This window comes from Amycolatopsis vastitatis (assembly GCF_002234595.1).
In the GTDB taxonomy this organism is placed as follows: domain Bacteria; phylum Actinomycetota; class Actinomycetes; order Mycobacteriales; family Pseudonocardiaceae; genus Amycolatopsis; species Amycolatopsis vastitatis.
Genome location: NZ_NMUL01000058.1, coordinates 66,682 through 91,253, shown reverse-complemented (window position 1 = coordinate 91,253; position 24,572 = coordinate 66,682). Strand labels below are relative to the sequence as shown.

Sequence of the window (24,572 nt, the reverse complement as noted above, 5' to 3'; positions counted from 1 at the left end):
CGGTAGCGCGTGCCGGGGCCCGCCACCACCGCCGCTGGGCGGTGTCCGGACCACCGGTGCGGGGGTCAGGCCACCGGCGGGGTGCCGTGCGTGTGGAACGACTCGATCGTCTTCAGCCCCCACGCCTGCCCTTTCGCCCGTTCGGCCTCGGTCCAGGTGACCGGCTCCCAGTCCGGCGCGAAGATCAGGCGCCCGGTCGGGTTGCACAGCTCGACGCGGTTGCCGCCCGGTTCGTAGACGTAGAGGAAGAACGTCTGCTGGATCGCGTGCTTGTGCGGCCCGGTTTCGATGTGCACGCCGTTGTCGAGCGCGATGTCGGCGGCCCGCAGGATGTCTTCGCGGGTGTCGGTCGCGAAGGCGATGTGGTGCAGGCGCCCGCTCGAGCCCGTCCAGTCGTTCGTGTAGACGATGTCGTACGACTTCTGCGCGAAGTGCGTCCACTGCCCGGAAATCACCCCGCTGTCGAGCCGGATCTGCTCGGTCACGCGGCCGCCGAGGGCGTCGCAGACGAACCGCCCGTTGGCCTCCGCGTCCCGCGCCAGGTAGTTGACGTGGTCGAGGCGGCGGACGCCGACCCCGCGCCCCGGGTACGCCTGCGCCTGGTTCTTCAGCGCGGGCCGCAGGTGCTCGGGCGGGTCGTAACGCTCGGTTTCCCAGTAGATCTCGAGCTCGTGGCCGTCCGGGTCGCGGAACAGGTACGTGGGCCCGATCCCGGTGTCGCCGTCCACCCAGCCGACCCCGAGGCCGCGTTCCTCCAGCGCGGCCACGCGCCGCATGAGGGCGTCCTCGCTCGAGGCGCGCACCGCCGTCCGCCCGACCCCGGACGTCTTCGCCGCGGTGAGCTTGAGGCTGTGGTGCTCGTAGTCGTCCCAGGTGCGCAGGTACACCGAGTCGCCGTCGGTGCCGTTCTCGGTCAGCCCCAGCACCCGGACGAAGAAGTCCAGGCTCCGCTCCGGTTCCGGGGTGCGCAGCTCGACGTGACCGAGGTGCGCGACCTCGTGGCGCGGCGAAGGATCGGGCATGGCCTCACTCCTCAGGGACGGGGGAAAACGGTGCCGTCGAACAGCTTCCGCGCCGTGCGGAACACCGTCGACCGGCGGACCCGGGGCGGGGTGACCGTGGTGTCGAGCTCGATGCCGACCGCGAGCTTCCCGCTCGCGTGCTCGACTTCGACGGGCTCCCCCGCCGGCGGGGCGACCAGGAGGTCCCGGCCGACGGCGCCGTCGAGCAGCAGCGCCGTCACCACGCTGACGGCGCCGAGGACGCCGATCGAGGGATGCGGCTCGACCGGGATGAACGTGCGGGTGCAGATCGCGCCGCCGTCGCGCGGCGCGGAGACGAGGGTGGTCTTGGGCACGGAGCTCGCGCCGACGTCGCCGAGCCCCATCAGCTTGCCGGCTTCGGTGCGCAGCGCGTCGATCCGGCCGGCGAGCGCGGTGTCGGCGGCCAGCTCCCCGGCCGGTTCGTGGCCGGTGACGCCGAGATCGGCCGCGCGCGCCACGACGACGGGCATCCCGTTGTCCACACAGGACACCGCGATGCCGCCGACGTCGTCCCGGACGTGACCGGTCGGCAGCAGGCTGCCGCACACGGACCCCGTCGTCCCGGTGAACCCGAGCTCGACCGGGGCGGCCGTGCCGGGCACGCCGGAGATGGCCGTGTCACCGCGGTAGTCCACCTCGCCGCCGGGGGTGGGGAAGGTCGCGACCGCGATCGTGCCGGTGTTGAGCAGCCGCACGCGCACGGTGGTGCGCTCGCCGCCGGCGGGCACGAGCCCCCGCTCGACGGCGAACTGCCCGACCCCGGCCAGCAGGTTGCCGCACGTCTGCCGGGCGGAGACGGTCGCCTCCGCCACCCCGAGCTGCAGGAACAGGTAGTCGACGTCGTGACCGGGCTCGCTCGCCGGGGACACGACCGCCACCTTGCTGGTGACGGGGTGCGCGCCGCCGAGGCCGTCGAGCTGGCGGGGGTCGGGGGTGCCCATGATCCGCAGCAGCAGGTCGTCTCGGGCGGCCGGATCGGCGGGCAGGTCCCCGGCGAGGAAGTAGGCGCCCTTCGACGTCCCGCCGCGCATGAGCATGCAGCGCACGCCGGTCATGCCTGCTCCTTCGCGTACTCCTCGGCGGTCAGGTACCGGACGCCGAGGGCTTCGAGCGTCGCGCGCAGTCCGTAGCGGTCGAGGCCCAGCTGCCCGTCCGCGAACGCTTCCCGCGCCGCGGCTTCCTTTTCCAGCCTGGCCCGGGCGGCTTCCAGTCCATTTCGGACCTCTTCGCGGCGGACGCACAGAACGCCGTCGTCGTCGGCCAGGACGGCGTCACCCGGGCGGATCACCTGCCCGCCGAGGACGACGGGCACGTTCACCGCGCCCGCGGTCGCCTTGACGGTCCCCTGCGCGCTCACCGCCGCCGACCACACGGGAAAGCCGAGCGCGCGCAGCTCGGCGACGTCGCGGACGCCGGTCCCGGTGACCAGGCCGCGCACGCCGCGGTGCCGCAGCGCGGTGGCGAACAGCTCGCCGAAGAGGCCGTCACGGCACGGCGAAGCCGTGGTGACGACGAGGAAGTCGCCCTCGCGGCACTGCTCGACGGCCGCGTGGATCATCAGGTTGTCCCCCGGCCAGCACAGCACGGTGACGGCGGTGCCGCCGACGCGGGAGCCGTCCTGGATGGGCCGCAGGTCCGGGCCGAGCAGGCCGGAGCGGCCGAGCGCTTCGTGGACGGTCGCGACGCCGTAGCCCGCCAGGCGCGTCACCTGCGCCAAGTCGGCACGCGGCGGATCGGTGACGATGACGGGCTTCATGCGGCCACCGTACGTTCTGGTCGACGAAATTGTCAACAATCTTGGCGAGCAGGTTGGCGGCGCTTTCGGCGCCTCAAGTGGCTGCGGCTTGTTCGACAAGACTGGTTCACGGCCCGCGTGCTGGCGGCGAACCGCCGGGGCGGCCGCGCGGGTCATCGCAAAATGCTGCCAGGAGCGGCGGCATTCCTCGCGAACAAATTGTTGACAATCCCGGCGAACAAAGTCCTGCCGGAAGTGCCGAGTCATTCCTCCACAATGGATTCCAGCAGCTCGGCGGCCAGCTTGTCGGCCGGCCGGACCCACTGGTGGCGCAGGGTGCGGAAGAGGGCCGCGGCGCGTGTCCCCGGCCAGGCTTCGGGCAGCAGCTCCGGCGGCAGCACCGGGTCGCGGCGGATGAGCAGCAGCCATTCCGCGCCCAGCCGGATCCGCTGGGAGAGGTCGTCGAGATCGCCGTACGCCCGGTCGGTCCACCGCCGGAGGAACTCGTCGTAGCCGGTCGCGATCTGCGGCAGGTCCCAGGCTTCCCGGGCGATCCGCGCGGGGTCGGTCCACATGAACGGCTCGGCGCGGAACACCTCCGCGTGGTCGAGCAGGTCGAGCTCGGCCAGGGCCGGCGCGATGTCGGCGGCCGCCGTCGAGACCCAGAGGCCGCTGCGCAGCAAGCCGAAGCCGAACCAGCCCAGCCGGGTGCGCAGGGCGTGCCGGTCCGCGCGGCGGGTCTCCGGCACCGAGAAGCTCAGCAGGGTCCACCGGCCGTCCCAGTGCCGGTCGACGATGTCGCCGTCGAGCTTGCGCTGGCCGTCGCGCAGCACCGCGGTCCCGTGCTCGGTCAGCCCGAGGAAGGCCTGGCGGCCCCGGCGGACGGTCCGGAGCAGGCCGCGGCGGCTCATCCGGCTCAGCGTCGCCCGGGTCGCGTGTTCGCCGACGCCGAGGCGGCCGAGCACGGCGAGGACACCGCCGGTCGACACGGCGATCCCGCGGTCCAGGACGTGGTCGCCGAGCAAGGCCAGCAGCAGGGCTTCCGGCCGCACGACCAGTGCGGACCCGTCTCCCGCGGGATCGACGGCTTCCGGCATGCGCCACCTCCTCGCCCGAACCACCGGCTCTCAACCTACCGGGCGGCGTTTGTTCGTCATCTCAGTCGCGATCGCCAGATTTTTGTCTGACTTTTTTGCTCATTCCCGGGAATTCGAAAGTTTCGCAGCAGGTTCATATTTGATGAATCATTGACGGTCGTCGCCAATATGCCTACTCTCGCTCGGCGAGGGGGATCGCCGACCGGAGGTCACCGATGAGTGGATTCAGAACGGCGTTCGTGACATTCGTCAGCACCCTGCTGATCACCATCGCCACCGCCGTGGTCCCGGCCCCGGCGTCGGCCGCGTCGCTGGTGGAGGTGACGGGCTTCGGCGCCAACCCCGGCGGGATGCGCATGCACGTCTACGTGCCGGACTCCCGTCCGGCCAACCCGGCGATCGTGGTCGCCATGCACGGTTGCGGCGGCTCGGGTCCGGGCTTCTACTCCGGCAGCGAGTTCGCCTCGCTCGCCGCCCGGTACGGGTTCATCGTCATCTACCCCAGCGCCCAGCAGCAGGCCGGGTTCGGGAACTGCTTCGACACGTGGTCGGACGCCGCGAAGCACCGCGGCGGCGGCAGCGACCCCGTCTCGATCGCGTCGATGGTGACCTACGCCGAACAGCACTACGGCGGCGACCCGAACCGCGTCTTCGCCACCGGCTCGTCCTCGGGCGGCATGATGACCAACGAAATGCTCGCCCTCTACCCCGACGTGTTCAAGGCGGGCGCGGCGTTCATGGGCGTGCCGTTCAACTGCTTCGCGAACGCCGCGGACTTCCCGCCGTGGTCCAGCAAGTGCACTGGCAACGGCGGCGCGAACCGCACGCCCCAGCAGTGGGGCGACGCGGTCCGCCAGGCCTACCCCGGCTACACCGGTCCCCGCCCGCGCGTCCAGCTGTGGCACGGCACCGCCGACACCCTCGTGCCGTACTCGCTGCTGCAGGAGGAAATCGAGCAGTGGACCAACGTGTTCGGGCTGAGCCAGAACCCGACCTCCACCGACACGCCGCAGTCCGGCTGGAACCGCCGCCGCTACGCCGACACCTCCGGCACCGTCCGGGTCGAGGCGTACAGCATCCAGGGCGCCGGGCACAGCCTGCCGTCGGCCGGCATGGCCGCCGTCGCGATCGCGTTCTTCGGCCTGGCTTCCTGACCGAGGCGGCGCCGCGATGTCATGAACGACTCTTTCCAGTCGTCGGATGACTGGAAAGAGTCGTTCATGACATCCGGAAGGGTCAAGGATGCAGCGGGACGGCCTCGGCGGCGTCGGCCGCCTTCAGTGCTTCGATGACGCCGGCCAGGTGGACCCGCGTGGCCTCGGCCGCCTCGGCGGGGTGGTGGGCGCAGATCGCGTCGATGATCGCCAGGTGCTCCGGCAGCGAGACCTGCGGCCGCCCGGGCCGCATCGCCAGCCGGAACTGGTGCCGGACGCTCTGGCCGCGCAGCCGCTCGAGGACCCGCGCGGCCGTGCGCTGGCCACTGATCTCCCGGACCCGGCGGTGCAGCCGCTGGTTGAGCCCCGAATACCCGACGACGTCGCCGCCCGCCACGGCCATCTGCATCAGCTCGCCGAGTTCCCGCAGCTCGCCGACCTCGGCGTCGTTGATGCGCTCCGCCGCTTTCGCCGCGCAGAGCGACTCGAGCATCATCCGGACCTCGGAGATCTCGACGGCCTCCTCCAGCGACACCGCGCGCACCCGGGCGCCCCGGTTCTGCACCCGCTCGACGAGCCCCTCGTTGGTGAGCTCGATCAACGCGGCGCGGACCGTCGCGCGGCTCGCGGCGAACTGGTCGGAGAGGTCCGCTTCCACCAGCCGCTGGTTGGGCACGAACTCGCCGCGGACGATCGCGTCGCGGATGGCCGCCACCACGGAACGCTCCCCCGGCTGCCGGTCCACAGCACTCTCGCTCATTCCTCGGCTCCGTTTGTTGACAATTTTGTCTAGCACATCGTGTACTCGATCGTATCCTGCCGAGAGGATTCTGCTGTGACCGGAGCCATCGCGATACTGGGACTGGGTGAGGCCGGTGGTGCGCTCGCCCGCGACCTGACCGCCGCCGGGGCCGTCGTGCGCGGGTACGACCCCGCCGTTTCCGCACCCGAGGGCGTCGTCGCCACCGGTTCCGAAGCCGAAGCCGCCGCCGGTGCCGATCTGGTGCTCAGCGTGAACAGCGCGTCGGCGGCCGTCGGCGCGCTCGAAGCCGGGCTGGCCGGGTCGCCAGCGGGAGCGGTCTGGGCGGATCTGAACACCGCGTCCCCCGGCACCAAGCGGCGGCTGGCCGCCATCGCCGCCGCGCACGGCATGCCGTTCGCCGACGTCGCGATCATGGCGCCGGTCCCGGGCCGCGGTCTGCGGGTGCCGATGCTCGCGACGGGGAACGCCGCCGGCACCGTCGCCGCCGCGCTGAACCCCTTCGGTGCGGCGGTCGAGGTCATGGACGGCGAGCCGGGACTCGCCGCCGAACGCAAGCTGCTGCGCAGCGTGTTCTTCAAGGGGATGTCGGCCGCCGTGGTCGAAGCCCTGCGTGCCGCGCGTGCCGCGGGCTGCGAGGACTGGCTGCGGAAGGTCGTCATCGACGAGCTCACCGCGGCTGGTGCGTCCACAGTGGACCGACTGGTCGACGGTTCGCACCGGCACGCCGTGCGCCGCACCGCGGAAATGGCGGCGGCCGCCGAGATGCTCGGCGAACTCGGCGTCCGGGCCGATGTCGCGAGCGCAGCGCGCGACCAGCTTGCGCACATAGCTTCACGCAAGATTGTCAACAATCGTGAGTGAACTTGTGGTCAGCACCCCGGTCACGTTCACCGATGCGCGGCCAGCACTGCCGCGAGGCCCTCTCGCAGGTCCTTGACGAAATACCCGGGGACCTCCAGCGAAGGGAAATGTCCCCCGGCTTCGGGCGACCGCCATCGGACGATCTGCCGGTACCGCTCCTGCGCCCAGGGACGCGGGCTCTTCTCGATGTCACGGGGATACATGGTGATCGCCGCCGGGACGTCGACCCGGAGGTCGGGGTCGAGCGAGTTGTGGCTTTCGTAGTAGATGCGGGCCGCCGAGGCGCCGGTCCGCGTCAGCCAGTACAGGGTGACGTCGTCGAGGACGCGGTCCCGGGAAATCGTCTCGAACGGGCTGTCTTCGGTGTCCGACCACTCGGCGAACTTGTCGAGGATCCAGGCGAGCAGCCCGACCGGTGAGTCGACGAGCGAGTAGCCGATGGTCTGCGGCCGGGTCGCCTGCTGCTTCGCGTACGCCGCGCGGTGGTGCCAGAAATCGTGGGTTTCCTCGGCCCACTCGCGCTCGACCGCCGTCAGGCCGTCCGTGGTCAACCCGGGCGGTCCCGCCGCGAACGTGGTGTGGATGCCGAGGACGTGTGCCGGGAACCGCCCGGCGAGAACCGTGGTGATGTTGCCGCCCCAGTCGCCGCCGTGGGCGACGAACCTGCCGTAGCCGAGCCTGCCCATCAGCTCCACCCAGGCGGCCGCGATCTTTTCGGTTCCCCATCCGGTGGTGGCCGGCTTGTCGCTGTACCCGAAGCCCGGCAGCGAGGGCACCACGACGTGGAACGCCGGCACGTCCGCGTCGTCCGGATCCGCCAGCTCGTCGACCACGTCGACGAACTCGGCGATGCTGCCCGGCCAGCCGTGCGTCAGGATCAGCGGAGTGGCATCGGCGCGCGGGGACCGGCGGTGCAGGAAGTGGATTCCCAGCTCGTCGATGGCCGTGCGGAACTGGCCGATCCGGTCGAGCCGCTCTTCGAACGACCGCCAGTCGTACCCGGTGCGCCAGTAGTCCACGAGATCGACGAGGTCGGCGAGCGGAACGCCCTGTCCCCATCGGTCAGGGCCGGGCGCCGCGCGATGGACCGTCTCGGCCTCCGGCAGCCGCGCGGCGGCCAGCCGCGCCCGCAGATCGTCGAGGTCGGCGTCGGTCGCGCGGGCTTCGAAAGCTTGTACGTCGCTGGTGAGGCGGAGCATGAGACCTCCTGGTCGTCGCGGAACCGGCTAAGACGGTTCTAACACGGCCTCACGGCCCCCTGCAACCGGCTAAGGTGGTTCCATGCGTGCCGGTTTCCCCGAATTTCGCCTGGGCAGCGTGCTGGCGACCAGCTTCACGGCGACTTTGACGGAACGTCAGGGCGACGCCGTGGAGCGCATTCCCACGCCGCAGCGGCTCGTCGACTGGCTGGCGGTGAGCGGCCTCGCCGTCGACTCCTGCACCCCCGCCCAGCTCGGCCTCGCCCGGGAACTGAGGGAGTCGATCCACGCCGCCGCGACCGCGGCGGCGACCCAGGGCGCTCTTCCCGCCTCCGCTGTCGCAGTCATCAACGACCGCAGCGTTCAGGGCCGGGCCGCGGCCGTCCTGACACCCGACGGGAAGCGGCAATGGCGGCTCAGCTCGGCTTCCCGCGTGGAAGACGCCCTCGGCGTGATCGCCGCCGACGCGATCAGCGTCATCGCGGGTGAACGGGACGGAAGACTGGCCTTGTGCGCATCACCGACCTGCCGGGCCGCCTTCTTCGACACCAGCCAAAGCCGCACCCGCAAATGGTGTGACATGAACACGTGCGGGAACCGGCAGAAGAAGGCGCGCTTCAACGCCAATCAGCGCAAGAACTCCGGACCAGCGGAGCTGCCGGACAGCTGAGAACCGGGACCGGCGAGGCGCGTTACGGCTTGAGGATCGTCGTGGGCAGGCCGAGTATCTCGACGATCCGCTCGACCGCGTCGCCGAGCCGCACGAAGTCCTCCCCCAGCGGCTCGACCACCAGCCGGCGCACGGTGGCGACGTGGCCGGGTGCCGCGGCCGCGAGGTGCGCGCGGCCGGCGTCGGTCAGGGTGGCCACCGTGAAGCGCCGCCCCTGGCCGGTGCAGACCGTCCGGGTCACCCACCCCCGGTCCTCCAGCCGAGCGACCGCGTGCGAAATCCGGGGCAGCGATCCGTTCGCCATTTCCGCGATCTCGCTCATCCGCAGCGTCTCGTCGGGCACCGCCGACAGGCGGGCGAGGATCATGTAGCCCAGCAGCGTCAGGTCGGCGTCGCGCAAGAGCTGCCCCTCGAGTGCCCCGGGCAGCGTCAGCAGCACCTTGGCCAGGTTGATCCACGCCCGGTGCTGGTCGGCGTCGAGCCAGCGGACCGGCTCCTCACGCTTTTCCACGTTGCGCTCCTCCACGGTTGACTTTAACACGCAACTCAACTTAGCGTTGGGTTTAACACGCAACTCAAGGAGGAGCCATGACCGCCACCACCACCCCGACCTCGACCCTCGCTCTCCGGCTCGGCCTGGCCGCCGTCGCCGCGCTCGCCGTGAACACGGCCATCGCGCTGGTGGCTTCCGCACTCGACGACGGCGGTCTCGGCATGGGCCTGGCCCCCGTCGCCTACCTGCCGCTGACCCTCGTCGGGCTCCTCGCCGGGGCGTTCGGCTGGACACTGATCGCGCGGCGGGCACCGCACGCGCTGCGCGTGGTCGTTCCCGCGGTGCTCGTCCTCACCTGGGTCCCGGACCTGCTGCTGCTGGCCGCGGGCGCGACCGCGGCGAACGTCGTCGGCCTGATGTTCATGCACCTGGTCGTGACGGCGGCCGTCGTCACCGCGATGCGCCGCACCAGCGCGCCGACGGCTTGACGATCGCGAGGACCAGCGTCGCCCCGGCCGGAACCACCACCGTCAGCATCCCGACGAACGCGGCGCCGGCGTACATCCCGCCGAGGCCACCGCTGTAGTACCAGAGGCCGGCCGCGCTCATCACGACCGAAACCAGCGACAGCAGGATGGCGAGCCCGCTGCCGATGATCGTGAGCACCCGGCCCATCGGCTTGCGCAGGAACAGGAGGATGCCGCCGGGGAGCAGCGTTCCCGCGAGGACGATGTTCTGGATCAGCGCGAGGAGGGACATCCAGAGCGGGAACCCGGGGCTCGCCAGCGTGACGACGCCACCGATCAGGCCGATGAGGTACAGCAGCCCGCCGAGGACCGCGAGCACGCCCGCGATGATCGCCGTGGCCCCGTTCGGCCGAGGTGGCTGCATCCCGTAGCCCGGTGCCGGGTACGGCCCCGGCGGGTACGGCTGACCGGGGTACGGCTGCGCGGGGAACCCGCCGGAAGGCGCCGGATAGGGCTGCTGTCCCGGATAGGGCTGCTGGGGTGCGTAGCCCGGATACGGCTGCTGCGGCCCCGGCTGCCCGGGATGCTGCGGGTACGTCATGGCGTCCTCGGTCTCGGCTGACCGCCCCCGACGGTGCGCCACCCGGCCTCCGGCGGCTACGGCCGTGATCGAGTCTCTCATGGGCCTCGGCCCGCTCAGCGGCCCTGCCGCGTCAGCAAGGCGTCCAGGCGGGGGTAGACGGCCCGGGCGTTGTGTTCCCGGATCGCCGCCCAGTCCTCTTCGGACAGTCCGGCGGCTTCGGCGTACCGGCGGGTGTCGTCGAAGTGGTGGCCGGTGCGCGGGTCGACGCCGCGGACGGCGCCGACCATCTCGGACGCGAACAGGATGTTGCCGGCCGGCACGACCTCGAACAGCAGGTTCGCCCCCAGCTGGTGGTACACGCACGTGTCGAAGTAGACGTTGCCCAGCACGTGTTCCTCCAGCTCCGGCTTGCCCAGCGCCGCCGCGAGGCCGCGGAACCGGCCCCAGTGGTAGGGCACCGCGCCGCCGCCGTGCGGGATGACCAGCCGCAGCGTCGGGAAGTCGGTGAACAGGTCGCCCTGCACGAGCTGCATGAACGCGGTCGTGTCCGCGTTGAGGTAGTGCGCGCCGGTGGTGTGGAACGCGGGGTTGACGCTGGTGCTGACGTGCACCATCGCCGGGACGTCGTACTCGGCCATCTTCTCGTAGACCGGGTACCAGGACCGGTCGGTGAGCGGCGGGGCCGTCCAGTGGCCGCCCGAGGGGTCCGGGTTGAGGTTGAGCGCGACGGCGCCGTACTCCTCCACGCAGCGGGTCAGCTCGGGGACACAGGTGGCCGGGTCGGTGCCCGGGGACTGCGGGAGCATCGCCGCGGGAACGAACCGGCGGGGGTACAGCCCGGCGACGCGGTGGCACAGCTCGTTGCAGACCGCCGCCCACTCGGCCGAGGTCTCGAAGCCACCGACGTGGTGGGCCATGAACGATGCGCGCGGCGAGAAGATCGTCAGGTCGATCCCGCGTTCGTCCATCAGCCGGAGCTGGTTCGGCTCGAGCGTTTCGCGCAGTTCGTCGTCGCTGATGCGGAGGTCGGCGCGGAGGGGCGCGGCGGCAGTGCCCTCCAGCGCGGCAGTGCCCTCCAGCGCGGCGGGGCCGTCCAGCGCGGCGATCTGCCGGTCACGCCACGCACCGAGGGCGGGCGGCGCGGTCGTGTAGTGGCCGTGACAGTCGATGATCAAGGGGATTCCTCACCGCTTCGACAGGCTTGATCCTTGCCACCTTAATCGTCGATCAGATTGTTAACAATATCTGCAACGAAGTGGTCTTTGGAACGTCGCAAACGTTGTGGCCGATCTAGACTCTCCCGCATGCACGCCCGTTCCCGCCGAAGCGTGGGCAATCTGCCGGCCGAGCTGACCAGCTTCGTCGGCAGACGGCATGAGCTGGCGGAAGCGAAACGCCTGCTCTCCGCGGCCAGGCTGGTGACGCTGACCGGCGCCGGCGGCGTTGGCAAGACGCGGCTCGCGCTCCGCGTCGCCGCCGACGTGCGCAGGGCGTTCCCCGACGGCGTCTGGCTGGTCGAGCTGGCCGACCTGGGAGACCCGCCCCTGCTGCCGAGCACCGTGGCGGCGACGCTCGGCCTGCGCGGCACCGGCGACCAGGCCGCGGGGCTCGCCGAGTACCTTGAGGACAAGCAGCTGCTCCTGGTGCTCGACAACTGTGAACACGTCGTCGACGAATGCGCGACGCTGGTCGCGAAACTGCTCGCGGTCTCCGGCGGGCTCCGGGTGCTCGCCACCAGCCGGCACACGCTGCACGTGGAGGGCGAGCACATCCTGCACGTCGAGCCGCTGCCCGTCCCGGCCGCCGAAGACACCGGCGCGAGCCCGGTCGAAGCGGTGACGCTGTTCACCGAACGGGCGGCCGCCGTTTCGCCCGGTTTCGAGCTGACGCCGGACAACCGGGCGGCGGTGATCCGGATCTGCCGTCGGCTGGAGGGCATCCCGCTCGCCATCGAGCTGGCCGCCGTCCGCCTCCGCGTGCTGTCGGTCGACCAGCTCGTCGAGCGGCTCGACGACCGCCTCGGCCTGCTCACCTCGCGCCCGCTCGGCGCAAAGCCCCGGCCGCGGACCCTGGAAGCGGCGATCGGCTGGAGCTTCGAGCTGTGCACGCCCGCGGAACAGCGGATGTGGGCGCAGGCGTCGGTGTTCCCCGGCGGGTTCGACCTCGACGCGGCCGAGCACGTCTGCGCGCCCCGCGAAACCGACGGCGACAGCGCGCTGGACGTCGTCGCGGGCCTGCTGGACAAGTCCGTCATCAGCCGCCGGTACGGCACCTTCGGACGGCACGCCTGGTACCGCATGCTGGAGACCGTCCGCGACTACGGTGGCGCGAAGCTGGCCGAGGCGGGTGACGAGCCCGGCCTGCGGGCCCGGCAGGCCCGGTACTACGCCGACCTCGCCCGGCGATACCGGGCCGAAGGGTTCGGTCCGCGGCAGGTGGAGTGGCTCGATCGGCTCCGGCGCGAGCACCCCAACCTGCGGGCCGTGCTGGAGCACTGCCTGTCCACCCCCGAACGGGCGGGCCACGCGCTGGACATCGCGGCCTCACTGTGGAACTTCTGGTACGGCGGCGGCCTCGTCCCGGATGGGTGCCGGTACCTCCGGCGCGGGCTCGAGCTGTGCGGCGAGCGCACGATCACCCGCGCGCGGGCGTTGTACGGCATGACGTTCCTCGCGATCCAGACCGGTGCACCGCACACCGAGCTGCTGGCCGAGCTCGCCGAGCTGGCCGAAGAGTTCGACGACGAACGGCTCCGCGCGGGCCGCGCGGAGTGTGCCGGGATGGCCGCGTTCTTCACCGGCGACCTGCGGGGCGGCGCCGAGCTGCTGGAGCACGCGCTGGCCGGGTACCGCGCGGCCGGCGACGCGCTGCTCGTGTTCGACACGCTGATCCTGCTCGCCGCCGCGCGGTTCTTCCTCGGCGACCCGCGTGGCGCGGCCGCCGCGGAGGAGGCACTCGCCCTGACCGACCGGCACCGGGCGCGCTGGTCACGGGGCTACGCCTTGTGGGCCGTCGCGATCCACCGCTGGCGGGCCGGCGAGCACCAGCGGGCGGCGGACCTGCTGCGCGAGGCCATCGCCCTCCGGCTCACCGACCGCACGCTGCTCGCGTTCCTCGTCGAGGCGCTCGCGTGGTGCCATTCGTCCGAAGGCGCGCACGACCGCACCGCCCGGCTGCTCGGTGGCTCCCACGCGGTCTGGCGGCTCAGCGGCGCGCGGGTCGGCGAGATGAGCCCCTACCAGAGCTTCGACGAGCAGTGCGCCACGCTGGCCCGCAAGGCACTCGGGGACGAGGAGTTCGACGCGGCCTTCGCCGCGGCGGCCGGCTTCGGCCTCGACGAGGTCGTCCGGTACGCACTGGGCGAAAAACCCGCCACCGCGCAGGCGGGCGGCCCGGCGCGGAAAGGCGAGCCCGGCGGACTGACCCGGCGGCAGTGGGAGATCGCCGAACTGGTGGCGCGGGGCATGACCAACAAGGAGATCGCCGCCGGCCTCGTCATCAGCGGACGGACCGTCGAGGGGCACGTCGAGAACATCCTGGTGAAGCTCGGCCTCACCTCCCGCGCCCAGGTGGCTTCGTGGCTGGCCGGCCAGCCACGGCGACCCGCGTAGTCGTTCGGGTAGTTTCCCCGGTTCCCCCCGGGCGGCCCCGGACGATCCTTTTCCCACGACCCGGACGGTGCGGAGGAGGACGAGGTGTCCATCGACTCGGCGCCGCAGGCCTGTCCCCAGTGCCAGCGGCCGACGGTCCTGATGTCCCACGCGTGGGGCCGTCAATGGGTGCACGTCGGTACCTGGCGCCCGCAGTGCGGCGGCCCGCCCTGGACCGTCCGTGTTTCGGGGACCGGACCCCGGCCGGGAGCCCGCGGTTAGGTCACCCGAACCGGCCGGGCGCGTGGATGCCACCCCTCGTGGCCCGGCAGAGCGTGGCGGGGGCGCCGATCTTCGCCCCCCAGGATCGTGCGACCCCGCCACGCTCGCCCTCCCGGACGCCTTCCCGTGACCACACACGGCCCAAGGCGTTCGTGAATGGCCCATCGAGCCCGCGACTCTCGGTGGGCCATTCAGGCGTCTGGTGCATCAAACCAGTTTGATGTATTTTCCGGGGATGGCTCCCGAGCCGCCCGCCTTCGTCCGGCTGGCCGCGCACCCGCTGCGCTGGTCGCTGCTGAGCGCGCTCGCCGGTGGCGACCTGCGCGTCCGGGAGCTCGTGGAGCACGTCGGCCAGCCGCAGAACCTGGTCTCCTACCACCTGCGGCTGCTGCGCGGCGGCGGGCTCGTGACCGCGACGCGCAGCAGCTTCGACGGCCGCGACAGCTACTACCACCTCGACCTCGACCGCTGCGCGGGCGCGCTGGCCGAAACCGGCGCCGCGCTGCACCCCGCGCTGCGCCCGGAGACCCCGCCCCTCCCGGACCGGGTCGCCGTGCTGTTCGTGTGCACCGGCAACAGCGCCCGCTCCCCCATCGCCGAAGCGCTGCTGCGGCGGCGAACCGCCGGGAAGGTGACCGTGACCAGCGCGGGCAGCCACCCGAAGGCCGCACTGCACCCCGGCGCGGTCCGGGTGCTGGGCGACGAGTTCGGCATCGACGTCGCCGGGCAGCGGCCGCGGCACCTGGACACGGTCGCCGGCCGCCGGTTCGACCACGTGATCACGTTGTGCGACAAGGTCCGCGAGACCTGCCCCGAATTCCCGCACCACCCCCGCCGCCGTCACTGGAGCATCCCCGACCCGGCGGGGTCGCGAGAGCCCGGTTCGTTCGCCCGGACCGCGGCGGAGATCGACACCCGCGTCCGGCACCTGCTGCCGGATCTCTCGGCGCCACGAGACAAGGAGGCCCGGCCGTGACCGACCAGTACGCGAGTGTCCGGTACATCGTCGACGACGTACCGGCGGCCATCGAGTTCTACACCACGCACCTGGGCTTCACGGTGCGGATGAGCGCCGCGCCCGCCTTCGCCGATGTCGTCCGCGGCCCGCTGCGGCTGCTGCTGTCCGGCCCCGCCAGCTCCGGTGCCCGCGCCACCCCCGCGGACACCTCCGCCGCCGGGCGCAACCGCATCCACCTCGTGGTCGCCGACCTGGACGCCGAGATCGCGCGGCTGGCCGGCGCCGGCGTGGCCTTCCGCACCGACGTGGTCGCCGGCCCCGGCGGACGGCAGATCCTCCTCACGGATCCCGCGGGCAACCTCGTCGAGCTCTTCCAGCCCGCCCACCGCGACTCGTAGCCACTGCTCCGAACGCGGGACGGAGCCCGCCACCGTCGCCGATCGTGTTGTGGACGGCCGAGACGCGGACCTAGGCTGGTGTCCATCCCTGGTTCAACCCCGAGCCATCCCCTGACCGTCGCCTCAGCGGGAGGGTGGGTTTCGCCATGCCTTCGGCCGATCGGTCCCGTCCGGACCGGCTGACCACGTCCCGGTCGCACGGCGACCCCGCCGTCGTGACGCTGGACGGAGAGCTCGACAGCGGGACCGTCCTGATCATGGCGCGCGCCGTCGCGCAGTGCCTCGCGCAGGACCCCGCTCCGGAGGTCGTCGTGCTCGACCTCACCGGCGTCACGCTGCTGGCCGCCCCCGCGATCCGGGTGCTGCTGCACGCCCGCGACCACGCCGCACGCTGCCGGACCACGCTCCGCATCACCGCGCCCCGCCACCCCGGGCCGCTGCGCGCCCTGCGGATTTCCGGCGCCTACGCCATTTTCGACGTCTACGTCGATCGCGTCGCCGCCTTGGCCGCCGGTGATCGGAACTCGTTCCTGGAACTGGCGCACCGGATGTGGACGGCCGGGCACTGAACCACCGGAATCACCGCGATTCGCCCGATGTGGCCGCACATCCGGAAAATAATTCTTCACCGCGAACGGTCGTGGCCTTTTTTGCGACTACCCATTACCCGATCGAGTGACGTCCGGACGGCATCCGGGTGACGACCCGCCCGAACAGCCTCGTCACAGCAGGTGGCAGCCCGCGTGGGGCGTCCCGAAATTGCGCTGTTGGTTTCGCCTTTTCGGCGCCCGGGTGAGAGCGCTTCAACGCACTGCCGGTTCGGCATAGGATTTTCCTTCGGCCAGGAAAACGTTTCCTGGAACTCCGGAAGAATCGAGGACATTCATGCGAAGACGCATGCGTGCGCACCGCCTGGGGGCGGTCCTGCCCCTCGTACTCGTGGCGGCCACCGCCGTCCCGCTGCCCGCGGCCGCCGATCCCGCGCCGCCGGTCTCGGCGCTGACGAAGTCCGTGCAGGGCACCGGTTCCCCGGCCGGCCACGGTGCCACCGCGAACTGGGTGATCGGCTACGAAGACCACGCCACCACGACCGGCGCCGCCACCATCACCGACGCCGTCGGCGCGGGCCAGGCCTACCAGTCCGGCTCGCTGCACGCGCCACCCGGCTGGACCCCGCAGTGGTCCACCGACGGCACCACGTTCACCGGCACCGAGCCGGCCTCCGGGGTGACCGCCGTCCGCGCGACGAACCCCGCCGCCGGTCCCGACTCGACGCAGCTGTCCGGCGCCCTCACCCCGCCTGTTCAGGCGGTCACCACGGCCACCGGCGGCGACGGCTTCTCCCCGATCCTGTACCGCACCCCGGGCGGCGTGCTGCAGGCCTGGAACATCTACCACCACTCGGGGGCCACCACGCCGAAGGTGGTCTGCACCGAGCTCGCCACCGGGGCGCGCTGCCCGGGCGGCCCGTGGCCGAAGGTGCTCAACACCGCACCCGGCCCGCTCGGCACCCTGGGGGCCGGGGACATCACGTCCCCCATGATCGAGCAGTACGTGCGGGATCCCGCCGCGCCCGCGAAGGTCTACTACCCCGGCTTCACGGCGACTTCGGCCGGCGTCGGCTGCCTCGACCTGGCCGCGGCGGCCAACTGCGGGTTCTGGCCGCTGGCCGCCCTCGGCGGCTCACCGCCGGTGAACAGCCTCACGGGTTTCGTGGAGAGCGGCGGAAACCTGTACGGCATCGTCAGCTCCGGCGCGGTGATCTGCTGGACCATCGCCACGCAGAGCGCCTGCGCCGGCCAGCCGTACGCGCCGATCCTGCCGGCCGCCAACCAGCCGTACGTCTACGGCGCGGTGACCGTGGTGGCGGGCAAGGTGTTCGGGTCGACGGCAGCCCCGGGCACCGGGCTGCAGCCGGCACTGGGGTGCTTCGACCCGGCGACGAACGCGCCGTGCGCCGGCTGGGCGTCTTCGCGGCCGACGGGACCGGCGGGCAACGTCACCTACAACGCCTACACAGCGTTCAGCACGACCGGCGCGCCGGTCGGCGCGTGCTCGTCGACGTCCGGCAGTGACGACGTCACGACGTGCTACGCGCTCGACGGGTCGGCGCTGCCTGCCCCGCCCGGCGCGGCCGCCCTGGCGGCGAACGTGATCGTCTTCAACCCCGAAGTCGTCACCGATCCGAACGGCCACCTCCGCAGCTACCTCCCGGTCTGGAGCGGGGGTATCGCGGGCGCGGCGCTGTGCCACGACTGGACGACGGCGTCGGCGTGCGCGGGCCTGCCGCCCCAGATCACGCACCCGAACGCGGCCGGCGGCAACACCCGGGACTACGGGTACGCGTACGACCCGCCGTCGGGCTGCCTGATCGGCCTCGGCGACGCGGGCGTGCTGTTCTCGATGGACCCGATCACCGGCGCCACGCCGTGTGTCCGTTCCGGCGGGCAGGTGACGCTGAAACCGGGCGACTTCTACTGCGACGGCGGAAGTCACGTCCAGGGCTACACGGCGGCGCGGCTGACGGGCGTCGATCCGGCGAACGTCGACTTCGCGGCGTCCCGGGTCACGGTGGTCGATCAGGACGGCGCGGTGGTGCCGACGCCGGGCTTCGCTCCGGACGGCTCGGTCGACCTGACCGGCGTCTCGGTGGCGGCGCACCCGTCGATCACGGTGACGACGACGCTGGTCCTGCACAGCGCGGCGGGTTTCAGCGGCTCGCTGGTGGTCGACTTCGCGGGCGACGCACCCCAGCTGTGCTTCCGCACGGTGATCGCGGCGGACTGCACGGTGACGTCGGTGGCGAACACGGCGGCCGGCACCGATTCGACGGGTTCGTTCACCTCCAACACGGTGACGCTCCCGGTGGCCCCGGGCGCCGCGTGCACCCCGAAGGTGACCGTGGAGAAGGAGATCTGCACGGCGTCCCACCCGGCCCAGTGCGGCCCTGGCGGCGCCGGGCCCTGGGCGAAGCAGGCCCCGGTGGGTCTCCTCGGCGTGCTCGCCGCGTCGGCGTACTGGCGGATCACGGTGACGAACCACGGTCCGGTGGGGATCACGTCCGCGCAGGTGGTGGACAGCGTGGAACCGTCGTGCCAGACGGGTCCGTTCACGCTGCAGGCGGGCCAGGTGAAGCAGGTGTACTGCGCGACGTACGCGCTGCTGAACCTGTTCCCGATCACCAACAAGGCGAAGGTGACCTACGTGCCGGTGAACGTCCCGCCGGGGACGCCGCCGTCCGCCACGGACTGGTCGTCGGCCAAGGCCTGTTCGCTGCTGTGCGCCCTGTAGGGAGGTGAGCCGGGCGGCCCGCGAGGATGTTCTCGCGGGCCACCCTCTCTTCGGCAGCGGCTCACACCGTGGCGGCGTCTCCCGCGAGCGGCCCGGGCTCGGCCTTCGGCGATACCGCCGGCGCCATCAGGACCGCGCACAGTGGCACCGCCATCGCGATCGCCGCCAGCACGAACACCGGGAACAGGAACGAAAACACCTCCGCACCAGCCGGGTCCGGGGCGTTCACGTCCATGTTCATCCGGACCGCCGCCATGCCCGTGTAGTGCATGCCCGTCACCGCCGCACCCATCACGAAGCCCGCCAGCAGCCGCAACGGAAGACCGTCGAGGAACACCGCGAACCACAGCGCCGCCGTCGCCGCCACCACTGCGATCACCACCGACAGCGCCACGAGGCCGCCGTCGTAGCCGAAGTCGCCCTTCACCCGCAGCGCCGACATTCCCGTGTAGTGCATGACGTTCACCGCCAGGCCGGTGATCACGCCGCCGAGCGCGAGGCGCCACCAGCCGAACTTCGCGCGGCCGCCCACGACCACGAGCCCCGCGAACACCGCCGTCACCGAGAGGATCGCCGACAGCACCGTGCGGAAGACGTCGTACCGGACCGGCATTCCCGGGGTGCTGAAGCCGAGCATGGCCACGAAGTGCATCAACCAGATGCCGACGCCGCCGATCGAGATCGCCGCCAGCAGCAGCCAGCGCATGCGGTGGCGCGGGTCCGCCGCGTGGCGAGCCTGCACCGCGCACGCCAGCCCGAGCGCGCAGCCGACCACCGACGTCAGGTAGGCCAATACGAGCAGCCAGTGCCCGAGCGCGAAGTGCTCCATCGCAAGGTCCTCTCTAGAGGTCGCGCAGCCCGTGCAGCACGCGTTCCATCAGGTCGTGGCGTTCGTCCCAGGTGGAGGTGTCCGACAGCGTGTCGCGGACGATCACCAGGTTGTCCTCCATCAGGTCCGACACGAGCACGCGGACCACGCCGAGCGGCAGGGAAAGCAGCGCGGCGATCTCCATCAGCGACCGCGGCCGGACGCACAGCTCGGTGACCTCCGCGAGCGCGCTTGAGGAAAGGTACGCAGCTTCGGCCCGGCCCGCGGAGGTGGTCTCGACCAGCGCTTCGACCGCGATCTCCATCGACGGCGCCGTCCGGCCTTCCGTCCACGCGTAGGGGCGGGCGAGCGCCGGGCTGCGGCGCGGCTCGTCCCCGTACGGGCCGGACGGGTCGTCGATCACCGGTGGTCCTGGGCCACCGGTATCTCGCGCGCGGGCACGTCGACCTTCTGCCCCACCCGCTCGACCAGCATCGTCATCTCGTAACCGACCAGCCCGATGTCGCAGCCGGTCGAGGCGAGCACGACGAGGTTCGAGCCGTCGCCCACGCTCATCAGCAGCAGGAACCCCTGCTGCATCTCGATCACCGATTGCACCACCCGCCCGGCGGTGAACAGCTCCGCGGTGCCGAGCGACAGGCTCGACAGGCCGGCCGCGATGGCCGCGAGCTGGTCGGCGCGTTCGCGGGCCAGCGCCTCGTCGGCGGCCACGAGCAGGCCGTCGGCGGAGACCAGCACGGCGTGCGCGACCCCCGACACGTCCTGGACGAACCCGTTGACCAGCCAGTTCAGCGTCGCCGTCCGTTCGGGCGGCGCGGTGGAACCGGGAAAGGCCAGTGTCCCGCCGAGGGACCGGGCCGACGGGTCGGCGCCGGCACGGCGAGGCTGCAGGCCGGGAAGTTCCGTCATCGCGGATCCACTTCGTCCTTTCCGGATCGTTCGGCGCGGGCCGCGGTTTCCTGCCGGGCCGCGCGCATGCCCTGGTAGTGGCGGGAGAGGCTGCTGCGCACGGCGGCGGCGTCGCGGAACGTCCCGCCGGTCTGCTCGCGGGCGCGCGGGACGACCGCACCGGGCGCGAGCTGGGCCCCGGGCCGCCGGGTCGGCAGGCCGGCGTCGGTGAGCCGCTGCGCGACCGCGGGTTTGAGAGCGCTTTCGGCGGCGTGCCGCGTACGGTCGGCCGGGTCGTCCCACACACCCACGGGGGCTTTTCCGAGTGGGGCGACGGGCTTTTCGACCGAGGTGGGTGGGGCCGCCGGCTCCGCGGCGTGCGACGCCGATGCGGTGGCCGGCTCTACAGGGGTGTCCGTGGCGGGTTCCGCGGGGGATGCCCGGTGGGCTGCCGGAGTCTCGATGGCCGGAACCGCCGCGGCCCCTCCGCCCACCGCAGGCCACTCCACCGGTGCGGCCGCTCCATTCCGGCGGACCACCGGCTTGGCCGTCGGCTCGGTGAACCAGCTCGTCACGACCTGCTCGAAGATCGGCGTCGACGCCTGGGCCGGCACCACCGGCGGTCGCGCGTGGCCGTTGCGGTTCCCTCCCGTGGGCACCAGCCGTCCCGCGCCGATCGGGCGGGCCAGGTCGGCGAGCACCAGTGGCCCCGGGACGTGCACGCTTGCCGTCACCCCCGCATGGCGCGCCGCCGTGCCGGTCGATCGCAACCGGACCGTCACCCCGTGCAGCGCCGCGAGCCTGCCGACCACGAACAACCCCATCCGGCGGGTCGTCTCCGGGCCGACCGTGCCGGCCGCCTCGAGGCGGCCGTTCACCGCCGCGAGTTCGGCCGGGGTCAGGCCCAGTCCCTGGTCCACGACCTCGATGAGCAGGCCGCCGTCGGCGCCGCGGTCGGCCGTCAGCGCCACCTTGTGCTCCGGGGGCGAGAACCGCGTCGCGTTCTCCAGCAGCTCAGCGAGGATGTGCACCACGTCCGCGGCTGCCTCGGGCTGCACCGAACTTCGCGGCGCGTTGCCCAGCGCCACCCTCCGGTAGTCCTTGACCTCCGACGTCGCCGCGCGCAGCAGGTCACGCGTCGGCACCGGTTCGCGGCCGTGCCGGACCGGGCGGCCGCCCGCCAGGACGTGCAGGTTCTCGCCGTTGCGGCGCAGCCGGGTCGCGATGTGGTCGATCCGGAACAGCTCGTCGAGCCGCCTCGGGTTCTGCTCCCCCGCCTCGAGGTCTTCGATGATCGACAGCTGCTGCTCGATCAGCGACTGGCTCCGCCGTGACAGCGTCATGAACATCTCGCTGACCTGCTTGCGCAGCTCGGCCTGCTCGACCGCCAGCCGCACCGCCTGGCGGTGCATGTCGTCGAACGCGCGGGCCAGTTGCCCGATCTCCTCCTCCGTCCGGACGCCGGAATCGGGCACCTCGCGCCAGTCGACGTCATGGCCCTCGCGGACCTGCCGGACGGTCTCCGGGAGCTGTTCGTTCGCCGCGCGCAGGGCGGCCGCGCGCAGCCGGCGCACCGGCGTGACGAGTGACCGCACCACCAGCAGCGCGATCGCGAGCGCGCCGAGCAGCGAGCCGAGGACCAGTGCCGTGTCGCGCAGCGAGTCCGCCCGGGCCCGGTCGGCCGCGGCCGAGACGTCGCCCGCGAGCTTCGCCGAGACGTCGTCGAGCACAGCCGTCACGCCGGTGGTCTCGGCGGCGATCGAGGGTGCGGACGACGCAAGGGGCGCGCCGTTCCCTGCCTCCTGCAGCGCGCCAGGGCGGGCTTCGGCGGACTTCGTCGCCGCGGTGAGCCGGGCCAGCAGGTCGCCCGACAGCCGGTGTCGGGCCTGCTCGCCGAGCACCAGCTGCTCGGCGGCGGTCCGCACGACGGCCGGGCGCAGCGACGCGTCGTCCGGGCTGTTCTGCGCCGCGCGCACGTAGGTTTCCTCGACGGCCAGCTCGCCCCGCAGGTGCACCAGCAGCCGGGTGGTTTCCGCGCCGGCGGCGGTTTCGGCGCCGCCGTCGGCCGGGACGAACGCGGGCACGAGGTCGCCGAGGGTGGCGATGATGTCGTTGTAGCCGGCGGCTTTCGTGCGGACGTCGCCGCCGCCGGCACCGCCTGCGCGGATCCCGGCGAGCTTGCCCAGCGCCGTGTTCAGCGCCCGGCCGGTATCGGCAGGCAGCGGCGCGAAGCCGGCGTCGCGCTGGACCGCGGCCACCTTCGCATCGACGGCCGCGGTGAGCGTGTCGGGCGCGCCCGCGGGGACCGCCACCGCGGCGACCATTTCCTGGCCCAGCGACGCGGTCAGGCCGATCGTGTCCCGCAGCACCGGCAGCCGGTCGCGGGCCGCGCTGAGCGCGGTCGCCCGGTCGAGTTCGCCCTGGATCCGGATTTCCGCGAGCGCCACCGCGACCAGGACCGGCAGCAGCAGGACGACGCTGATCTTGGTGCGAACGCTCCAGTGCGCCGGCCACCACGCGGCGTCCGCCGGGCGGCGGGGCGTGGATCTGCTTTCGTGCATGGCGGAATCGCTCGATTCCCAGCCGCGCGCACGGCTGATGTCGAACTCGGACAGGACCAGGAACCCCAGTGGGCCGATCGCGCACGTCCTCAGTGGACGGAAATCCCGGCTCCCGGACCGGGGAAGACGTGGCGTTGATCGAGCCGATCAGCAGAAGACATCACGTCCGGCACCCTTGTCAACCCTGCAGGGCAGCGTTTCGGACCACGGGGATCGAATTGATTCCGACCCGATCCCACAGTTCACGCATTGTGTGGCCATGGTCGCTGCTTGCACACTGTTCAAGTGCATTCGCGCAGTTCCAGTGCCTACTGAGCAGTAAACAACGCACGCCTTCGTGCTGGCGGCAGAATTACCCACAGCAGTCGCCGGGACGAATTCGGCCATTGTCCGAACGGTGTGTTATTTATTCCCGTGCGACGCCCGGGTGAGAGTCTCGGCCGGGGACTCGGCAGAATCCCCCCGTGACCGACATGGACGAGGAAACCCGCGCCGCGGCCGGCCACGGCAAGCGGGTCGGCTGGGTCGAGCTGTACTTCGATCTGGTCTTCGTGTTCGCGGTGGGCCAGGTGGCGCACAGCATGGTCGCAGACCCGCACTGGGCTCGCGTCGCCGGCGCGCTGGGCCTGTTCGTGACGCTGTGGTGGACGTGGATCGGCTTTGCCGTGCTCTACAACCGCCGCGGCGACGACGGCCGCGCGGCCGACCGGCTGTTCGTGCTCGCCGGCACGATTCCCTGCGCGATCGCCGCCACCCAGGTGCACCACGTCTTCGAAGGGCATCCCGCGATCTTCGCGGTGGCCATGGCCGGTGTCCGGGTGATCCTGGCGGCCGCCCACCGGTGGCCGGCCCGGCCCGGTCTCGACCAGCGCCGGATCACCTCGGCCTACGCGATTTCCGCGGTCCTGTTCGGTGTCTCGGCGATCCTCCCCTACAGCTGGGGGCTGTGGACCGTGGCACTGCTGCAGGAAGCGGGGGCGCTGCTCCTCGGCGAACGGGACCGGCGGCGCGGCGAGCGACGGGAGCGGCCCACGCGCGAGACGCGGTGGCGGGCGATGCTCGCCCCGCCGCGCGACCCGAGCCTGGCGGTCGACTCCGCACACCTCGCGGAACGCTTCGGGCTCTTCATGATCCTGCTGCTCGGCGAGCTGGTGATCACGGTCGGCACGGCGGCGCTCGAACGTCCCGCCGACGACGTCGCCTACTGGCTGGCCATGGTCGGCGGCCTGGTGCTCGCGGGCGCGCTGTGGTGGATGTACTTCACGTCGGCCGCGGAGATCTACGAGCGCATGCTGAGCCTCTCCGGCGGCAACCCCGCGCTCGCCTACTCGCTGTACGCCGGCGGCCACCTCGCCCCGGCTTTCGCGTTGCTGCTGGTCGCGGCCGGGGTGAACCTTTCGCTGCACGAGTCCCCGCCGCCCGCGGCGGTGTGGCTCCTCACCTCGGGCCTGGCGGCCTACCTCGTCGGCACCCGGGTCTTCGCGGACGGCTCCCAGCGCTGGTACCACCGCCTGGCCCGGGTCGCGTCGGTCGTCGCCACCGTGAACCTCGCCTTCCTGAGCCTGGTCCTCCCGGCGCCCGCGGTGGTCGTGGTGACCGCCGTCTGGGGCGTCGCCGCGGCCGCCGTCAGCTCGGTGCTGCGGCGCCGGACCCTCGTCCGCTTCGGCGACAACCCGCTGGCTTTCCTCAGGGGCGCCCGGGACGGATGAC

Annotated in this window: 23 protein-coding genes; 10 read left to right on the top strand and 13 right to left on the bottom strand. The window is 72.1% G+C overall.

What is annotated here, in order from left to right:
• Positions 1 to 65: 65 nt before the first annotated feature.
• The 4 genes from CF165_RS42010 to CF165_RS41995 form a co-directional block, all read right to left on the bottom strand.
• Entirely contained in the window at positions 66 to 1,022 is a 957-nt protein-coding gene (locus CF165_RS42010; protein WP_093953162.1) for a catechol 2,3-dioxygenase, read from the bottom strand.
• Between the two features lie 11 nt (positions 1,023 to 1,033).
• A complete protein-coding gene (locus CF165_RS42005; RefSeq protein ID WP_093953161.1) occupies positions 1,034 to 2,098 on the bottom strand; it encodes a 4-oxalomesaconate tautomerase in 1,065 nt (354 codons plus the stop codon).
• A complete protein-coding gene (locus CF165_RS42000; protein ID WP_093953160.1) occupies positions 2,095 to 2,799 on the bottom strand; it encodes a 4-carboxy-4-hydroxy-2-oxoadipate aldolase/oxaloacetate decarboxylase in 705 nt (234 codons plus the stop codon). The genes CF165_RS42005 and CF165_RS42000 overlap by 4 nt, the downstream gene beginning before the upstream one ends.
• A gap of 242 nt (positions 2,800 to 3,041) precedes the next feature.
• The gene (locus CF165_RS41995; RefSeq protein WP_093953159.1) at positions 3,042 to 3,875 is read right to left on the bottom strand and encodes a PaaX family transcriptional regulator; all 834 of its coding nucleotides are present in this window, start codon (positions 3,873 to 3,875) and stop codon (positions 3,042 to 3,044) included.
• Between the two features lie 215 nt (positions 3,876 to 4,090).
• Here CF165_RS41995 and CF165_RS41990 point away from each other — a divergent pair, with 215 nt between their 5' ends.
• Positions 4,091 to 5,029, top strand: coding sequence for an extracellular catalytic domain type 1 short-chain-length polyhydroxyalkanoate depolymerase (locus CF165_RS41990; RefSeq protein WP_240522048.1), 939 nt, complete (start codon positions 4,091 to 4,093; stop codon positions 5,027 to 5,029).
• An 82-nt stretch (positions 5,030 to 5,111) separates the two neighbouring features.
• Here the strand turns inward: CF165_RS41990 and CF165_RS41985 are convergent, their stop codons facing one another.
• Positions 5,112 to 5,789, bottom strand: coding sequence for a GntR family transcriptional regulator (locus CF165_RS41985; protein WP_093953158.1), 678 nt, complete (start codon positions 5,787 to 5,789; stop codon positions 5,112 to 5,114).
• A 75-nt stretch (positions 5,790 to 5,864) separates the two neighbouring features.
• Between CF165_RS41985 and CF165_RS41980 the strand changes: the two genes are divergently transcribed.
• A complete protein-coding gene (locus CF165_RS41980; RefSeq protein ID WP_093953157.1) occupies positions 5,865 to 6,653 on the top strand; it encodes an NAD(P)-dependent oxidoreductase in 789 nt (262 codons plus the stop codon).
• A 26-nt stretch (positions 6,654 to 6,679) separates the two neighbouring features.
• Here the strand turns inward: CF165_RS41980 and CF165_RS41975 are convergent, their stop codons facing one another.
• Positions 6,680 to 7,852 carry an epoxide hydrolase family protein gene (locus CF165_RS41975; RefSeq protein ID WP_093953156.1) on the bottom strand — a complete coding sequence of 391 codons (1,173 nt, stop codon included), beginning with the start codon at positions 7,850 to 7,852 and terminating at the stop codon, positions 6,680 to 6,682.
• 82 nt (positions 7,853 to 7,934) lie between these two features.
• On the opposite strand from CF165_RS41975, the gene CF165_RS41970 reads away from it, so the two are divergent.
• Positions 7,935 to 8,522, top strand: a complete 588-nt coding sequence (locus CF165_RS41970; RefSeq protein WP_093953155.1) for a CGNR zinc finger domain-containing protein — start codon at positions 7,935 to 7,937, stop codon at positions 8,520 to 8,522.
• A gap of 22 nt (positions 8,523 to 8,544) precedes the next feature.
• Here CF165_RS41970 and CF165_RS41965 read toward each other — a convergent pair whose 3' ends face one another.
• Positions 8,545 to 9,033 (bottom strand): MarR family winged helix-turn-helix transcriptional regulator, encoded by a 489-nt coding sequence (locus CF165_RS41965; RefSeq protein WP_093953154.1) that lies wholly within the window; start codon positions 9,031 to 9,033, stop codon positions 8,545 to 8,547.
• A gap of 77 nt (positions 9,034 to 9,110) precedes the next feature.
• Here CF165_RS41965 and CF165_RS41960 point away from each other — a divergent pair, with 77 nt between their 5' ends.
• The gene (locus tag CF165_RS41960) at positions 9,111 to 9,503 is read left to right on the top strand and encodes a DUF6069 family protein (protein WP_093953153.1); all 393 of its coding nucleotides are present in this window, start codon (positions 9,111 to 9,113) and stop codon (positions 9,501 to 9,503) included.
• Here the strand turns inward: CF165_RS41960 and CF165_RS41955 are convergent.
• Positions 9,466 to 10,083 carry a hypothetical protein gene (locus tag CF165_RS41955; protein WP_093953152.1) on the bottom strand — a complete coding sequence of 206 codons (618 nt, stop codon included), beginning with the start codon at positions 10,081 to 10,083 and terminating at the stop codon, positions 9,466 to 9,468. The two genes, CF165_RS41960 and CF165_RS41955, sit on opposite strands and share 38 nt — an antisense overlap.
• A gap of 95 nt (positions 10,084 to 10,178) precedes the next feature.
• Entirely contained in the window at positions 10,179 to 11,240 is a 1,062-nt protein-coding gene (locus CF165_RS41950) for an amidohydrolase family protein (RefSeq protein ID WP_093953151.1), read from the bottom strand.
• Positions 11,241 to 11,369: 129 nt separating this feature from the next.
• Between CF165_RS41950 and CF165_RS41945 the strand changes: the two genes are divergently transcribed.
• The 5 genes from CF165_RS41945 (at position 11,370) to CF165_RS41925 (ending at position 18,584) form a co-directional block, all read left to right on the top strand.
• Positions 11,370 to 13,676: an ATP-binding protein gene (locus CF165_RS41945; protein WP_093953150.1), complete on the top strand. Its 2,307-nt coding sequence runs from the start codon at positions 11,370 to 11,372 to the stop codon at positions 13,674 to 13,676.
• A gap of 496 nt (positions 13,677 to 14,172) precedes the next feature.
• Positions 14,173 to 14,913: an arsenate reductase/protein-tyrosine-phosphatase family protein gene (locus CF165_RS53555; RefSeq protein ID WP_093953149.1), complete on the top strand. Its 741-nt coding sequence runs from the start codon at positions 14,173 to 14,175 to the stop codon at positions 14,911 to 14,913.
• On the top strand, positions 14,910 to 15,293 hold the full coding sequence (locus CF165_RS41935) for a VOC family protein (RefSeq protein ID WP_093953148.1): 384 nt from the start codon (positions 14,910 to 14,912) through the stop codon (positions 15,291 to 15,293). Before CF165_RS53555 ends, CF165_RS41935 begins: the two co-directional genes overlap by 4 nt.
• A 146-nt stretch (positions 15,294 to 15,439) precedes the next feature.
• Positions 15,440 to 15,862: an STAS domain-containing protein gene (locus CF165_RS41930; RefSeq protein ID WP_093953147.1), complete on the top strand. Its 423-nt coding sequence runs from the start codon at positions 15,440 to 15,442 to the stop codon at positions 15,860 to 15,862.
• A 316-nt stretch (positions 15,863 to 16,178) separates the two neighbouring features.
• Complete coding sequence (locus CF165_RS41925) at positions 16,179 to 18,584, top strand: DUF7617 domain-containing protein (RefSeq protein WP_093953146.1); 2,406 nt, start codon at positions 16,179 to 16,181, stop codon at positions 18,582 to 18,584.
• Positions 18,585 to 18,645: 61 nt separating this feature from the next.
• On the opposite strand, the gene CF165_RS41920 is transcribed toward CF165_RS41925, so the two are convergent.
• The 4 genes from CF165_RS41920 to CF165_RS41905 are packed head-to-tail and all read right to left on the bottom strand — an operon-like array spanning position 18,646 to position 22,862.
• On the bottom strand, positions 18,646 to 19,413 hold the full coding sequence (locus CF165_RS41920) for an MHYT domain-containing protein (RefSeq protein ID WP_093953145.1): 768 nt from the start codon (positions 19,411 to 19,413) through the stop codon (positions 18,646 to 18,648).
• 13 nt (positions 19,414 to 19,426) lie between these two features.
• Complete coding sequence (locus tag CF165_RS41915; RefSeq protein ID WP_167441731.1) at positions 19,427 to 19,816, bottom strand: DUF742 domain-containing protein; 390 nt, start codon at positions 19,814 to 19,816, stop codon at positions 19,427 to 19,429.
• Complete coding sequence (locus tag CF165_RS41910) at positions 19,813 to 20,322, bottom strand: roadblock/LC7 domain-containing protein (protein ID WP_093953144.1); 510 nt, start codon at positions 20,320 to 20,322, stop codon at positions 19,813 to 19,815. Before CF165_RS41910 ends, CF165_RS41915 begins: the two co-directional genes overlap by 4 nt.
• On the bottom strand, positions 20,319 to 22,862 hold the full coding sequence (locus CF165_RS41905) for an ATP-binding protein (RefSeq protein ID WP_093953143.1): 2,544 nt from the start codon (positions 22,860 to 22,862) through the stop codon (positions 20,319 to 20,321). Before CF165_RS41905 ends, CF165_RS41910 begins: the two co-directional genes overlap by 4 nt.
• A gap of 473 nt (positions 22,863 to 23,335) precedes the next feature.
• Here CF165_RS41905 and CF165_RS41900 point away from each other — a divergent pair, with 473 nt between their 5' ends.
• On the top strand, positions 23,336 to 24,571 hold the full coding sequence (locus CF165_RS41900; RefSeq protein WP_093953191.1) for a low temperature requirement protein A: 1,236 nt from the start codon (positions 23,336 to 23,338) through the stop codon (positions 24,569 to 24,571).
• Position 24,572: the final 1 nt, after the last annotated feature.